This is a genomic window from Larkinella rosea (assembly GCF_003858635.1).
Lineage (GTDB): Bacteria > Bacteroidota > Bacteroidia > Cytophagales > Spirosomataceae > Larkinella > Larkinella rosea.
The window spans coordinates 45,124-59,280 of sequence record NZ_RQJO01000007.1 but is presented as its reverse complement, the minus strand read 5'-3'; the positions used below and the strand labels follow the sequence as shown (position 1 = coordinate 59,280).

The 14,157-nt window shown below is 47.7% G+C and carries 19 protein-coding genes; 12 read left to right on the top strand and 7 right to left on the bottom strand.

All coding sequences use genetic code 11. The annotated features are described in order from the left end of the window. Positions 1-199 precede the first annotated feature (199 nt). Positions 200-409 carry a hypothetical protein gene (locus tag EHT25_RS00560; protein WP_124869063.1) on the top strand — a complete coding sequence of 70 codons (210 nt, stop codon included), beginning with the start codon at positions 200-202 and terminating at the stop codon, positions 407-409. Between the two features lie 79 nt (positions 410-488). On the opposite strand, the gene EHT25_RS00555 is transcribed toward EHT25_RS00560, so the two are convergent. After that, positions 489-1,355, bottom strand: a complete 867-nt coding sequence (locus EHT25_RS00555; protein WP_124869059.1) for a hypothetical protein — start codon at positions 1,353-1,355, stop codon at positions 489-491. A gap of 443 nt (positions 1,356-1,798) precedes the next feature. Here EHT25_RS00555 and EHT25_RS00550 point away from each other — a divergent pair, with 443 nt between their 5' ends. The 9 genes from EHT25_RS00550 to EHT25_RS00510 all read left to right on the top strand — a co-directional run bounded on the left by EHT25_RS00550 (position 1,799) and on the right by EHT25_RS00510 (position 8,480). Continuing rightward, complete coding sequence (locus EHT25_RS00550) at positions 1,799-2,689, top strand: bestrophin family protein (RefSeq protein WP_124869056.1); 891 nt, start codon at positions 1,799-1,801, stop codon at positions 2,687-2,689. A gap of 111 nt (positions 2,690-2,800) precedes the next feature. Further along, positions 2,801-3,631 carry a phosphatase PAP2 family protein gene (locus EHT25_RS00545; protein WP_124869053.1) on the top strand — a complete coding sequence of 277 codons (831 nt, stop codon included), beginning with the start codon at positions 2,801-2,803 and terminating at the stop codon, positions 3,629-3,631. Positions 3,632-3,740: 109 nt separating this feature from the next. Next, positions 3,741-4,820 (top strand): TolB family protein, encoded by a 1,080-nt coding sequence (locus tag EHT25_RS00540; protein WP_124869050.1) that lies wholly within the window; start codon positions 3,741-3,743, stop codon positions 4,818-4,820. Between the two features lie 214 nt (positions 4,821-5,034). Continuing rightward, entirely contained in the window at positions 5,035-5,664 is a 630-nt protein-coding gene (locus tag EHT25_RS00535; RefSeq protein ID WP_124869047.1) for a Crp/Fnr family transcriptional regulator, read from the top strand. Positions 5,665-5,744: 80 nt separating this feature from the next. Then, positions 5,745-6,194, top strand: a complete 450-nt coding sequence (locus EHT25_RS00530; RefSeq protein WP_124869044.1) for a DsrE family protein — start codon at positions 5,745-5,747, stop codon at positions 6,192-6,194. Between the two features lie 20 nt (positions 6,195-6,214). After that, positions 6,215-6,385 carry a DUF1059 domain-containing protein gene (locus EHT25_RS00525; RefSeq protein ID WP_124869041.1) on the top strand — a complete coding sequence of 57 codons (171 nt, stop codon included), beginning with the start codon at positions 6,215-6,217 and terminating at the stop codon, positions 6,383-6,385. A gap of 248 nt (positions 6,386-6,633) precedes the next feature. Then, positions 6,634-7,269 carry a response regulator transcription factor gene (locus EHT25_RS00520; RefSeq protein ID WP_124869039.1) on the top strand — a complete coding sequence of 212 codons (636 nt, stop codon included), beginning with the start codon at positions 6,634-6,636 and terminating at the stop codon, positions 7,267-7,269. A 113-nt stretch (positions 7,270-7,382) separates the two neighbouring features. Then, positions 7,383-7,835, top strand: coding sequence for a hypothetical protein (locus EHT25_RS00515; RefSeq protein WP_124869037.1), 453 nt, complete (start codon positions 7,383-7,385; stop codon positions 7,833-7,835). Positions 7,836-7,877: 42 nt separating this feature from the next. Continuing rightward, on the top strand, positions 7,878-8,480 hold the full coding sequence (locus EHT25_RS00510) for a hypothetical protein (protein WP_124869034.1): 603 nt from the start codon (positions 7,878-7,880) through the stop codon (positions 8,478-8,480). Between the two features lie 81 nt (positions 8,481-8,561). Here the strand turns inward: EHT25_RS00510 and EHT25_RS00505 are convergent, their stop codons facing one another. Continuing rightward, positions 8,562-9,116, bottom strand: a complete 555-nt coding sequence (locus tag EHT25_RS00505) for a lipocalin family protein (protein WP_124869031.1) — start codon at positions 9,114-9,116, stop codon at positions 8,562-8,564. Positions 9,117-9,248: 132 nt separating this feature from the next. After that, positions 9,249-9,572, bottom strand: a complete 324-nt coding sequence (locus EHT25_RS00500) for a hypothetical protein (RefSeq protein ID WP_124869029.1) — start codon at positions 9,570-9,572, stop codon at positions 9,249-9,251. Positions 9,573-9,740: 168 nt separating this feature from the next. Between EHT25_RS00500 and EHT25_RS00495 the strand changes: the two genes are divergently transcribed. Beyond that, a complete protein-coding gene (locus EHT25_RS00495) occupies positions 9,741-10,763 on the top strand; it encodes a DUF3828 domain-containing protein (RefSeq protein ID WP_185731243.1) in 1,023 nt (340 codons plus the stop codon). On the opposite strand, the gene EHT25_RS00490 is transcribed toward EHT25_RS00495, so the two are convergent. Further along, complete coding sequence (locus tag EHT25_RS00490; protein ID WP_124869024.1) at positions 10,764-11,192, bottom strand: hypothetical protein; 429 nt, start codon at positions 11,190-11,192, stop codon at positions 10,764-10,766. It abuts the gene before it with no gap. 100 nt (positions 11,193-11,292) lie between these two features. Here EHT25_RS00490 and EHT25_RS00485 point away from each other — a divergent pair, with 100 nt between their 5' ends. Continuing rightward, the gene (locus EHT25_RS00485) at positions 11,293-11,901 is read left to right on the top strand and encodes a methyltransferase family protein (RefSeq protein WP_124869021.1); all 609 of its coding nucleotides are present in this window, start codon (positions 11,293-11,295) and stop codon (positions 11,899-11,901) included. 102 nt (positions 11,902-12,003) lie between these two features. On the opposite strand, the gene EHT25_RS00480 is transcribed toward EHT25_RS00485, so the two are convergent. The 3 genes from EHT25_RS00480 to EHT25_RS00470 form a co-directional block, all read right to left on the bottom strand. Next, complete coding sequence (locus EHT25_RS00480; RefSeq protein ID WP_124869018.1) at positions 12,004-12,771, bottom strand: hypothetical protein; 768 nt, start codon at positions 12,769-12,771, stop codon at positions 12,004-12,006. Positions 12,772-12,954: 183 nt separating this feature from the next. Beyond that, positions 12,955-13,377 carry a response regulator gene (locus EHT25_RS00475; protein ID WP_185731242.1) on the bottom strand — a complete coding sequence of 141 codons (423 nt, stop codon included), beginning with the start codon at positions 13,375-13,377 and terminating at the stop codon, positions 12,955-12,957. Further along, positions 13,355-13,924 carry a hypothetical protein gene (locus EHT25_RS00470; RefSeq protein WP_124869012.1) on the bottom strand — a complete coding sequence of 190 codons (570 nt, stop codon included), beginning with the start codon at positions 13,922-13,924 and terminating at the stop codon, positions 13,355-13,357. Before EHT25_RS00470 ends, EHT25_RS00475 begins: the two co-directional genes overlap by 23 nt. Positions 13,925-14,157: the final 233 nt, after the last annotated feature.

The window sequence follows — 14,157 nt, the reverse complement described above, 5'->3', positions numbered from 1 at the left end:
GCACAACTCTGACAGTATCTGTCGTTTCGTTAAAAACCAGTAGAGCAAGCGGAACAGCCCTTCAGGGGATCGATTTTACACTCGTTCTCATGGGGCTAGTTACACAAAAGATGGGCAAACTTCCAAGCAAAACCGGATAAAAACCACTTGTAAGTTCCTATTAAATCCTATCTTAGAGTTCTAACTGTTCGGATTCGTCATGAAAAAAGCCGCTGGCATTGGTTTGATCCTGCTCTCTTTCACTTTCGTTTACATGTCGGTCCAGGTTTACGCCAACGAGGAAGCCGCACGGATGATCGATCAGTACGGTACGATGGCGGTCGTGGCCAAAATTGGAAGTGTTATCCTGTTTACCTATCTGGCCTATACGTCGCTCATGAAAGGAATTGCGATGCTTCGGGAAGAATAGATGTACGCTACTCCAATTCATTTAAACGCAAAGAAGCGCCCCGTCAGAAGGCGCTTCTTTGCGTTTTATACTCATCTGATTATTGACAGGACTGCTTGTATCCGTTGATATTGTAAGTAATCCGATCGTCATTGGGTTTGTGCACTATTTGTACTTCATAGACACCCAAATCTGTTTTAATATACTGGTATTCAATAATATACGGATCGACATTATCCCTTGTATCGGAGTCGTCAATCACCCGGGTCAACATGTTTTGATTGAGCTTAAAAGGCGAAGGAGCGGCAAATATCGGGAAAAAGGCGGGAATGGGATTCGGTTTGGAAAGATCAAACTCATACGTCGCTAATCCGACCTGCCCCTGCGGATCGGTCGAGGTATACTCTTTCTTTACAATATTTCCATTCTGTACCGTATTTCGTATGGTATACCCGGAATACCGTTCTTCCGTGATAAATCCATTCACAAATGTCAGATTATCTTTTTCTTCCACCCCGTCACTATTCAGCATATGAATCCGGGTTTCTACGTAAGGTTCGGGCCTAAAATTGTAAACCGTGTAGGTTTCCGTCACCTTACCCGGTTCGTAGGTATACTCCGACGTAGAACGTTCTTTGCTGTACAGGGGGCCTCCATAGGCTTTTTTCTTCACCCGGCCTTCCGAATCGTATTCATACGTGATGAAATAATTCGGGTATCCGACCGCAAAAGAAAGATCACCGACCTTAAGGATGTCAATGACCGGAATGGTAGCGAACTGATGGCTGGTGACGGTTTGGCCAATTTGCACGGTTTCGCCGGGCGGAATCAGGTAGTAATCCAGCAGGCCCATAAATTCAGTAGTTTGGCAGGAGTTGGTTTCGGGGACCAAATGATCCCTTACGGCGCAGGAGTCGATGACGGCAATCAGGGTGACAATGGCTAAATATCGTAAAATGGTTTGCATGGTAGGATAGATAAAATGATTTACCTACATAGACACAGATGATCGAAAAATCGTTGGAATGTTGTATGAAAAAATAATAAAATTCAATTTTACGGCCCGCCCAGGTCTTTAAAAACCGCCTTTCCGCTGAAAAGAGAAGAAACGTGCATCCGTAAACGTCAAAAAAATATCAATCGTAAACAATTGGGTAAAAGCAAAAAAATGAGAGTATAATGCATTGATTTTAAACTAGTTAATCACTTAGCCATCCTGTTTTTTCTTGAGTCGGACTAACTTTTTAAACAATTGCCCGCAGGCTTCGTTTTACTTGCATTGACCGCTGCTAAACGGAGATACTGTAAAAAGTACCTGATTGAAAAATAACCGTTTCGTATGCGGTAGTAAAAAGCCAGGTGACTTCGGTCGTCTGGCTTTGTTTTTGGTTGTAACTGGACAAAAACCGTATGCTGCTTGAAAAACCGATACCGTTTACGTTTTTAATTCGGCGAATTCGTCGGGAAGCCCTGCTGGTTTTCCTGTTTGCCAATGTGGTTGTGCTGACCAAGTTTTTTTTTCAACTCTGGTACCTGACCATCCCGATCGCCATCCCGGCTTTGTTAGGCACCTGTATTTCGCTGCTGCTGGGTTTTCGGATGAATCAGGCTTACGATCGCTGGTGGGAAGCCCGGATTATTTGGGGGGCCATCGTCAACGATAGCCGCAGCTTTATCCGGCAACTGCAGATGTTCCTGCCCAACCAGCAGACGCTGATCCATTCCTTCGTGTTGCGCCAGTGTGCCTGGTGCTTTGTGCTGGGCGACTCCCTGCGGGGGCACGAAATCCGGAGCCGGTTGCTGGAGTTTCTGCCGCAGGCCGCCGTCGACCGAATTCTGCTGGCCGACAACATTCCCAACGCTCTTTTGGCCGACCACGGTTTGGCCATCAGTCAGTTGTTTCGGGAAGGACAAATTTCTGATTTTCAGATGCTTCACCTTAGCACTTCCCTCAATAACCTGACCGACTCAATGGGACGCTGCGAACGGATCAAAAACACCCCTTTCCCCCGAACGACGACCTTCAACCTGCGGGTATTTATTTATCTTTTTGCCGCTATCCTGCCCTTTTGCTTCGAAGCCGATCTTTTTTACCTCGACGTACCGCTGGTCACCCTGATTTCCTGTGCGTTTCTGCTGCTCGAAAAGAGTGGTATTCAATTACAGAATCCGTTTGAAAATACACCGACCGATACACCGGTGACAACCATCGCCCGCAACATCGAGATCAACCTGAAAACCATGACCGGTTTTGAGACGATCCCCGAAAAGATACCGCCTTACGATTATTACGCGTTATAATGTATCTGAAACGGGCGACTTAGGTTTTAATACCGGTTTTTAGAAATAGGTATACCGTTGTATGTCGCAAAAAGTGATATACTTGTTGTCCTGTTTTCCAGAGACCGACCCATGAACGGATACCTATCGCTGCTGATTTTGCTTCTCCATACCTCGATTTCCTTCGGCCAATCCGACAGTACAGTCCGTTCCCCTTACCGGGTGCATCGATCCTACGAACTGCCCGCGTCGCTGGTGGTGCTGGGCACGTCCTTTTTTGGGTATCGGCAACTGGATCGGTATGCGAAACTCAACGCCGACGAAGTGTCTCAACTGAACCCCGCACACATCAACGCATTCGATCGTCCGGTTGCGTTTATGGACCCCAACCGGTTCGACGCGGCTCAAAAACGATCCGACCGGTTTTTGAATATCTCGATTGCCTCCCCAATCCTGCTGATTCTCAGCAAGCGAGTTCGTCAAAATGGGCTGGATGTCGTAACGTTATACACCACCGCCCACGCCGTAAACAACCTGCTGTATTTCGCTACCGCTTTTTCTGTCCGGCGGGCCCGACCGCTCACCTACAATCCCGGGCTTCTGATTGACGACAAAACCGGAAATGCCAAAAGCAATTCGTTCTACAGCGGACACGTATCGTTCAGCACCACGGCGATGTTTTTTGGGGCCAAAGTGCTGACGGATTTTTACCACATCAGGGGTTGGAAACGAATCGCCATTTTTTCGGCAGCTGCGGTGCCGCCGATTCTGGTTGGCGTTAATCGGATGGAAGCCGGCAAACATTTCCGGACCGATGTCATGACCGGTTTTCTGGTAGGTGCCGCCGTCGGAATCGGGGTTCCGCAATTGCATAAACTCAGCCGAAAAACCGACCGGTTGTCGTTTCAGCCTCAATTTTCCCTGCGCGGTCAGCGCGGACTGGCGGTTGCGTATACCTTCTGAAAACCGTCTTCCATTGGCGCTCCTCTATTTATCAATCCGAGACCAACTCTTTTCGTAATTTAGGGGTCCGTCAGGTAAATCGTCAACCCTTCCCGCTTTCCGTCTGACTATGAAAATGTCTCTGGTTCCGATCCTGCTGCTTAGCTGCCTCCTGATGGGGTGTCCATTCATTTACACCGAACGCACCATCAATTTCAAAACCGCCAGTTTACCAACCGAGCCAACCAATTTTTCCGAACTGAACACCTACTGGAACGATTACAATTCGGCGGGACCGCCCACCTTGGGTGCGGGCATGAATTTTTACTTTTCGTCGGATCGCAGCAATACGTTCCGGCCAGACGTCAAACAGAGCTTCGACATCATGGATTATCGGGTTACGATCAGCTTCGACCAGACCAGTGGCAAGTGGTACCGCCGGGCGGATCGCCTATCGGGTGGTCCCGAAACCTACGGCTATATGCCTCCCAAAACCTACATCGGCAACTTTGATTTTCACCTGTTCCGGCGCATCAATACGGGCGGCAACGAACTGGGGCCCTTTGTCCGGACGTATAAAAATCCGGAGCGTGAGCTGTTCATGTACGCCAGCGATTCGACGGGAAATCTGGATGTTTACGGTGTCTTCTATACGCCCTACCACACGGCTTCCCACGCCTATGAAGGCGACGGACCGTTTAAGGTCAATCTAATTAATTCAGCTCAGCAGGATGCCTACCCGACGCTGACCGAATCGGGCGATCAGCTTTTATTCACCTCCGACCGCAGTGGGTCATTTGACTTGTTCGCGGTACCGGTTTCTCCGGAAAATCTGGTTGCCAGCCTGCAGTCCAGGCCCGAAGCTGCGGCCAGACCCGAACCCATTGCGGTGTTAAATAGCCCGGCCGACGATAAATGCCCCTACATCAACGGCCCGCTGTTGGTCTTTACTTCCAACCGACCGGGTGGTTTTGGTGGTTTTGACCTGTACTATTCCCGCTGGGAAAACGGAACCTGGTCGGCGCCGATCAATTTTGGTCCGACGATCAATACCTCCTCCGATGAATACCGTCCCGTTGCCATGAGAGCTGAACAGTTTGAGAACGATCTGTTGCTGTTTTCTTCCAACCGGCCCGGCGGAGCGGGTGGTTTTGATCTGTATTACGTCGGTATATCGAAGGAATTGCTTCAAAATCCGAAAGGGAATTGATTCCGTCGTACGGTTTTGTCCCGGAAATGACACCTGCACCCAAAAACCGGTTGCGTGCGGCAGGATTATCGCTCAGATAATCATACCGATACGTAAAAAATCTGCCTGGTACTTTCTATCTTTGAGAATACGGTTGTTTGTTCCGAAGAAAATCACGGGGCATTCCAGTACCGTTTTTTGGCAATCCTTTCTCTGTTCGCAGCCGCCCGTTTCAATGGATACAATCGATTTACTGGCCAAACTCCCCGGCGCTTTTACCGAATCAGGTTTGCGTCAGGAGATGCTTACCCACGGGAAATTTATTACCGTCGACAAAGACGATACGATTGTTCGCGAAGGTCAGTTTCTGGACTTTTTGCCCATTGTCATTAAGGGTGAAATTCGGGTTTTTCAACAAAAGGAAGACCGGGAAATTTTGCTTTATTACGTTCGGGAGGGTCAGACGTGCATGATGTCGCTTTCGGCCGCGTATTTCAGCCAGACCAGCACCTCCTACGGCGTGGCGACAAAACCGTCGGAGATTTTTGTATTTCCAACCCGGCTCGTCAACGACTGGCAGTTGAAATACTCGTCCTGGAATGCGTTTCTGATTCAGACGTTTCGCAGCCGGTACGATGAATTACTGGACTCGTTCGAGAGCGTTGCCTTCGACCCCATCGACAAACGGATATTAACGTACCTGAAAAACCGGTCCCAAAAAGACCATTCCTCCAAAATCGTCATTTCTCACCAGAATCTGGCCTACGAACTCGGCACCACCCGGGTCGTGATTTCCCGCATCCTGAAAAGCTTCGAGCAACAGGGGAAGGTCAAACTGTTCCGGGGCTATATCCAGCTAAAATAAATTTTGAGTTGTGTAACTTTTGATACCGTTTTCGGGCGGTGTCCTGCCCTATTTTTGTCCTGACCAATTTGCAAAGCAGGATGAAAACATACGCTATTCTATTGATTGTCTGGCTATTATCCACTACTACACTTTACGCGCAATCGCCTTCCCGACCCATGAATTCACCAAAACTAAAATTTCTCATTCATGTCACGCAAAGCCAGGATGCGACCCGGGCCGCACTGGCTTTTCTGGTGGCCAAAACCGCCCTGGAAGAAGGGCATACGGTTTCGTTGTTTCTGGCGGGCGACGGCGTCAGGCTGTTGCAGGACCAGACGCTTAACGAACTAAGCGGTTTGGGAACCGGAAAACTTCGTGAACACTACGACGCAATTGTCAAAGGAAACGGGCGGTTTTATCTGTCCGGCAACTCTTCGAAGGCCCGGGGAATGACCGAGGCCGATTTAAAAGATAAACCCGCAGAATTCGCGCTGCCCACCGTCCTGGTCAAACTGGCGGCCGAAAGTGACCGCATTCTCACCTATTAACCACTCAAAACCGCACGATCATGAAAACCGTCCATTGCCGCGATCTGGGCTTCGACTGCGAAGGCGTCGTCAAAGCCACTACCGAAACGGAAGTACTCCAACAAGTGGCCGAACACGCTTCGGCGGTTCACGGCGTAACCGTTACTCCGGAACTGGCCGAACAGGTCAAACAGGTGATTCGGGAAGAGTAAGTTTAAACACCCCTGCAAGCGACCCGCTGGTTGTCCGTTTTGGCCACTGTCGGGTCGTTTTGTTGGGCCCTTCCGGCTATTCCGTCGGTCCAACCGGTTTTGCCATCCGGCAGCGAATCCGTACATTTCAGTGGCCAAACCAGCCGGAGAACACGTCGAACCTCATGCGCCATTCCCCAAATCCGTTTCGGACAAAATACTGCAAATGTAGTATGGTTTTCCAGTAAAAATTAGCCCAATATTGCCGGATGAAAACCTCTATTTCAGTTGCCATTGTGGAAGACAAGGAAGCCATTCGGCAATCGCTGGCCATTCTGGTCGACGGAGCCGACGGTTTTGTATGCCGGTTAACGTTTGAAACGGCGGAGGATGCCCTCGACCAGTTGACCCGGGAGCCGGTGGATGTGGTTTTGATGGACATCGATCTGCCGGGCATGAACGGGATTGAGTGCGTCCGCCAGCTGAAACCCCGCTGTCCGCAGACGCAGTTTATGATGTGTACGGTGTATGACGAAGACGAAACCGTGTTCGATGCCCTCAAAGCGGGCGCCACGGCCTATATTCTGAAACGAAGCCCACCCCACAAGCTCCTCGAAGCCATTACGGAGTTGCACGAAGGCGGAGCGCCCATGAGCAGCACCATCGCCCGGAAAATTGCGGGTTCCTTCCACGTCAGCCCGTCGGCCAGCAACGAACTCGACGTGCTGACAACCCGCGAACGGGAAATTCTGGACCGTCTGGCGAAAGGCCACAGCCACAAGGAAGTCGCAACCGAGTTGTTTGTGAGCCCGACAACGGTGCGCAAACACATTTTTAATATCTACGAAAAGTTGCAGGTCCACTCCAGAGTGGAAGCGGTCAACAAGTATCTGGGGCGAAAATAGAGCGCGTTTTCCCCCTCCGCCCTCATCTGAAAATCATACAAATGCGGTATTGTCGGCTCCGATTCCGGCGGGTAGTTTTGCCTCAGTCAAACTCGCAAAACATAGCCAATCGCATGAAAAAGCTCATTCTTTTCCTGTTCGCCCTCACGGTTTTTGGAGCCTGTAAAAAAGCCGAAACCGATGTTCAACCGAAAAGCCCCGCTCAGGCAGTTGCCGGAACGTATACGCTGACGTCCTTCCGGTATGCGTCGGGTTCGGACGAGATCAATCTCCCGAAAATGCCGTACACCCAAAGCGGCCAAACCATTTCCGGCACGGTCAAACTAAGTCCCTCGTCCGATGACGACCACGTTGCGTTTTCCCTGGTCCTGAAAGTAACCGGTCAGCAGGATGCCAACATCGACATCGACCAGGTGGAAGTCCGGAAAACCAGCGAAGCCTACGGTTTGTACGTGGATGGTGATCTGGTAGCGGATGCCGACGGCAGTAACATCATTTTCAATTTGTCTGAAACCGATCCGCAGACCAAAGAAAGTCTGGCGCTGAGCTTTGTCGCTAAAAAATAAGTCGTTCCAGTCTGTATCCGCATCCCTATTCGTTCTGAATCGATGAAAAAGCTGCTGATTTCGTTGCTGTTCGGTGGCCTCCTGACGGGAGGTCATTTGCCCAAAACCTTCGGTCAGGCTGCCGACAAAATCGTTTTCGGCGGTGTGACGCTGGAACGTGGCGTGGGTCGCTACAACCCGATTACGTTCGGGGTTGGGGCCGTCGGACAGTTTCAGTATCCGCTGACCCCGGTTTTCGCCGTCACGGCCAAGGCAGGCGTTGAGGTTTTTCTCATTAACTTCTCCTCGCTGAATCCCTATTCGTACCTGGGCTACGGTTACAATCCGATTTCGGGCTTTGGGTTCAATACGCTATACGTCAATTATGCCATGATGAATGCGCGGACGACGGGCATCAGCGTTCCCCTTTGCGTGGGTCCGCGCGCCTACCTGACCGACCGTTTGCATGCCGACGCGCTGGTGGGCGCGGATGTGGGTGCCAGTGAGGTCATGCGTACCAGCCTGCGCGTCGAACCGGGCGTGGGCTACATGCTGCCGCTGCCGCAGGGCCGGTTTCTGGATGTCAACGCCAGCTACTGCACCAGCTTTGCGCGGGGCAGTGGCGTGGTGTCGCTCGGGATTTCCTACGGATTCAAAATCAAATGAGTGGGGATTGCCTTTCCTTTACCCATCAGGCACAAAAAAAGTGTCGGATTCGAAAATCCGACACCCCCTAAAAACCGGTTTTTACATTCCTTTGCCTTTTAAAACCAGTTGAACGGTTTTTGGGTCGGGTTCTTTCGAGAAGTCAACCGTGCCCCCGTTGTCTTTATCGATCGTAAACAGGAGCAGCAGGGCCGCAAACGAGATACTTTGCTCCTCTTCCGTTGGATTCGCTTTCAGCATGTCCACACTTTTGGTAGCCAATTCGATAGTCGTACTCGTCAGGGTGTTCACGGTAAACGGCGTCGTTACTTTATCAACATCCGTCAACGACAAGGTTTTATTGTCGCCTGACAACTTCCAGGTGCCCCCAGTTGCGGATTTACCCCCATCGACGACCGAATAGGTGTTGTCCCTGTTAAACGTTACGGTATTGTCATCGCCAAAAAAGGTTCCGCCTTCAACAGAAGGAATGGCGTACGTTTTGGCGTCGGTTTTAACACTAAGCTCGGTAATGGACCATTTGCGAACCAGCAAATCGGTGGTGTTATCCGGTGTAACCGAATCTTTTGATTTGGAACAGCCGAACATCGTTGTGATAACCAGGCCCGTCACGAGCAGGTACTGCTTCATTTTCATGGTAATTGAGGAGGTTGACAGGATGAAAACATAAAATATGACCCCAAAACTAGTAACAATTACTTGTACACCCAATATTTCACGAATAAAGTTTCATATATTCTTCAGTTATTTGGAATTGAATCTCCAACCTCAATCAGGGCTTGATTCGAGGGTATCCTTTTTCCCCAACGGGCTGCCATCCGTCGATGAATAGTTCGGCCCGTTGTGCTTCACCTTCTTGCCATAATCCGTTGAATCGGCGAAGTTTTGCTCGATTTCGGACCGGATTTCGAAGGCAAAAATTTTCTCCGCCAAACGCATTCCCTTCCTGCCGTTAGGCAGCTGATGTGTGTAGGGCAGGCAACGGTTTTCTCCCACCGGCAGAAATGGCATTATAAGTAGCGAAATCGGTCTTTCCGGAAAAAGAGCCCCTGTAACGGGCGGGGTTTCGAAAATCCCGTCCATTTTGGCCATGCGTTTAAAAAGCGGTTTGGCTATGCGCCAACTGAGAAAGGGATTCAGTAAGTTTGTCCTTCCAAGCTTCGTAAACACAAACCGTAACGTACTCAGGCTCAATACTGATCGATGCAGCCACCGATTCCGGGTTCGCGCCGATTCCGTCAGCAGCCTGTTCTTAAAAACATGAAATCCCTTTATCTTTTTTTCCTCGCACTCGCGGTTTTTTGTGCCTGTCAGCAACGTTCGTCCACAAACACGGCTGCGACCGAAACCGCTTCCGACTCAGCCGCCATTGCCGATGCCGTGCACGGTTTTTACCGCTGGTACACCGCGTTTTCGCAGGACACAACCCACCGCATCGATTTCACGGACGACCGGGGCAAACACCTCAAACTCATTCAGCCAAAACTGGACCGGTACCTGGCGCATTTCAAAGGGAGCGGTTTTGTGAGCGACGAATTTGTTGCTGCGGAACTTGCGTTCTACCGACAGTGCAGCCAGCTGTGGCTGAAGGAAGCCGTCGACGATGTGCCGTCCTGTCTGGATGCCGACAGGTATTTCTGCGCGCAGGACTGGGAACCGGCCTTCTGGACCACTTCGCCCGTCCGGTTCCGGAAGGTGGGCGACGACCGGGTGATGGCCACGCTCGTTGGCAAATCGTTCGATAGTCCGATGGAACGGAACATTTCGCTGAAAAAAGAAAACGGCAAATGGCTCATTACCAGCATCGAGTGCGACATGGGCGTTGGCTCCACCCCCTCCGGCGTTTCGTTCAAACCGCTTACGCTGAACGAGAAATACGTGACGGCCCAACTGGAAAACCGCCCTGCCCTCTCCGCCGACGAGTTCGCGCGGCTGGAGCTGGGAAGCCTTGTTTCGGAAGACAAGCGGAATGCGCCGAACGCGAAGGTATGCGTGCTCGACACGGTTTTGGCAACGGACCGCGGGAAAGTGCTGGTGGTGGCCTACGACAACGGGAACGAAACCGAAGCCTGGCTGGTGCCGTACGGCGCTTCGCCCAAAATTCGGTTCCGGGAACCGGTTTATTACGCCGATCAGGTGGAATACGTGAAGACGATCAACTCGGCCTTCGCCGGCAACAAGCTCACGATCAGTACGTCAACCGACTCCGATGATCAAAAGTCGTCGACTACCCAAACGTACGTGCTGACCGACCAGCTGGTTTTTGAGCGGACGAACCGCTAATTACCGGGTGCGGTGGAAATCATACCCGGGTCCATCGAGCGCTATACCATCGTCCAGAAACAGGCGGTTTTTGCACAGCAGCAAGCGGGCGTTGTGAAGGTGCCAGGCGGTGTTTTGCGGTTGGGCATCCGTCCAGAGGAGCAGTTCTTTGGAGCGGTTTTTCACAATCAGGTAGCGAAACCGATTCGTTTGGGTCCCATTTTCCCACACCGTGATCCGGTTTCGATCAATGACCAGCCGGACATCCGGCACCGTTGGATTCGGAGCAATCGAGCTTACTCGCGCCAGTTGCCACTCGCCCCGAATCTGATTTTCGGCCAGCAGCCGATTGGTGAGGTAATCCGTACAGTCGGTACCGGTACCGATCTCGGCTTTTTCGCAACCAAACAGAACGAGAAGAAAGCAAACGAGGGGCAGAACGGTTTTCATGGGCATCACGGTTTTTTCAGCAAGACCCGGTTTTGCGAGCGGGCGTTGGAACACCGGCCCAGGTCATTCGTTTTAAGGAAAGTCCAACCCTTCGCAGGATATGTATAACCTGATTATCTCCATCTGCTGGTTTATTTTTTTCAGCGTCTGGTTTTTCTTCAGCCGGACCGCCAAAAAGACCCTCGACGACACGAATCCCGACGACCGTGCGCTGACCCGGTTGATCATGGCGATTGCGGTAATTCGGTTTCTGACGATTCATTTTACGTACCGCCCGCTGGCCGACTACCCGGTTTTTCCGCGCACCCCGGTTTTTCAATCCATCGGGTGTGTAATGTGCGCGGCAGGGGTTGCGTTTGCCATCTGGGCCCGCACGCACCTGGGCCGGAACTGGGGCATGCCGATGTCGGTGAAAGAAAAACCGGATCTGATCACCACGGGGCCGTACCGGCGGATTCGCCACCCGATCTACACCGGTATTTTGCTGGCAATGTTCAGCTGTCTGGTGACCGCCGGTTTCATGTGGCTGATCTGGCTGCTGCTCTATGGCGGTTATTTTCTGTACAGCGCCAAAAAAGAAGAAAACCGGATGGTACAGTTATTTCCGGATGAGTATGGGGAATATCGAAAACAGACGGGGATGTTTTTGCCGTTTGTGGGTTATATATTTTTATTCGTTAGCTATGCATCATCACAGACTGATTCTTAACTCGAGTTTTTTGGTCTGTGAAGACCCGGGCCGCGGATTTAGCCCTGCGGATTGGAGTATTCTCAACACCTGAGCGGGAACATAGAATAAAATCTAAGGAAACTACCTAAGATTATTAGGGTTTATATAAACATTTTTATAGTGCTCATTTATTCTTTGACGTTCTACTTCATAAATATCGTTTATTATATAACTGGAGAAATTTCTTGCTAATTTCGTCGATTTGTATTTAACAATTGGTATTAGAATAGCCTTATCAGTGATCATTCTATGTCCATAATTATCTTCATTAATTTCATCATTTCTTTCTAATAACCATTCTTGCTCACAAAATGGTAAGAACCTCTTAAATGTATCACCAATTGGTAGCGACTTATAATCTAGATCAGTTGCGAAGACTAAAATCACTGCAATTTCAGAAAGATAATGTGTTTTAATTATTGAAATTAAATTCCCCAAATCTAGAAACTCAGGAAATGATATTTTGCCTTGAATATAAGCTCCATAAGCTTTTGCTAATAGTACAGGTTTTTCTAGATTGTCAAATTTATCAAGGTAAATTACAATTTGTTCACCAAGTCGTTGTCTGGCACTTTCATCCTTGTTGTGTCGTTCAAAAAAATCAGCCTTTTCTTTGTCTGAATAGTGACCGATATTTTTAAAAAATTTAACGACTTTATTATAAAATATTCTATCTCTAACAAGTTTACCTGCATTAAGTATTTTGGTAGCAATTCCTATAATTGGCATTTCTTTAAGCATGCCATCTTCCATTGTCGAATCAAGTATAGCTTCTAGAGCATCGAAAATAATTGAGTTAATCTCATCCTCAGGATTAATCAATTGATTATTTATAAGTTCATTTTCCATAATTAACATATAATTGGATTAAGATATTATTAAATAAAATTAGAATTTTCGAAGCATCGGCCTAAACCCAAGGCCAGTGAAGTCACAGATCAAGGACTTTCTCATGTAGCAAAAATCTAATCTAGCTAGTTATTATCTCAATTACTTACTACGGATAATTGAGCAAGACAATTCATACATCCTCTACCTATACAACATTTCAATTAGAATATTTACAAATTCTGTCACATTATAAGGTCTCATAATAAAACTTGCGTCAAGACTATTAATTTCAGAGATTAATACTTTATCAATACCTCTGGAAGTACACAAGACAGGGATATTTTTGAGCTCATTAAGATTACGTATGTGTCTTAAGAATAAAATACCCGGACGTACTTTATACTCTAATGGTATTAAATTATTTTCCCCCTCGGGGAAAATAGTATCTAAAATTATTGCATCAATGTGATTTTGATTAACTACTCTTGCTGCATCTCCTAAATTAGTAGCTGTTAATATATTAATATCGACAAAATATCTACTAATAGCATATCTGTCTATTTTAATGTTAATAACTTCATCTTCAACAATAAGTATCGTCTTATACTCTATTGAATCTTTCATAATGTTTTTTGATAAGATTAGTAATTGTATCATAAATATCATCAGCCTCAACAGCTAATGTCTTGATCTCAAGAATAGAATTTTCATTGGGAGTTACATCAACATTTGTGATTAATTTAATTGCAACATACAAATCATATAAAATATGCTTAAACCTATGGGATTTTTTAAAAATTTCATCATCTAATAGTATTCTATCTTTTACTAGGATTTCAGAAACAATTGATTCACTATTCTCAATCTTTTTTATCATATCTATAGTTGTAGAAAAATCTCCAACTTCAATTAATCTTATAATGTCATTTTTGATTATATTTCTTGATTCATAAACTGCAGATAACAGATTTTTTTCAGCTTCAAATATCTTATCAAAAATCATAGATTGGCGCCGTTTTATTTCTACTAACTCTAATTTATTTTCATTTTCTATATGTGCAAATTTAGAATCTATAGCCTTATCAAACCCTTTCTTAAGAATGTATATCACCCCGGCAGATATAGTAGCCGAGCCAAAAATTGAATACACTATTGTTTTCCAGTCAATCATATTTTATCATTATTCAAAATAAATATTTTCTTATTTTTTTGAAGTGGAATCAAAATAAATAATTTCGTTTCATTTAAACAAAAAAGCCCCGACAACTTCCGTCATCGAGGGCTCCAGCAGAGGAAGAGGAACTGCATTTGTTATATTATAACCTGCTATAGAATTTGAATAGTAACTCTGGCCAGATTGATACAGCTTTTAGCTATTCTATGATATTCTTTTAGGGTAAATAA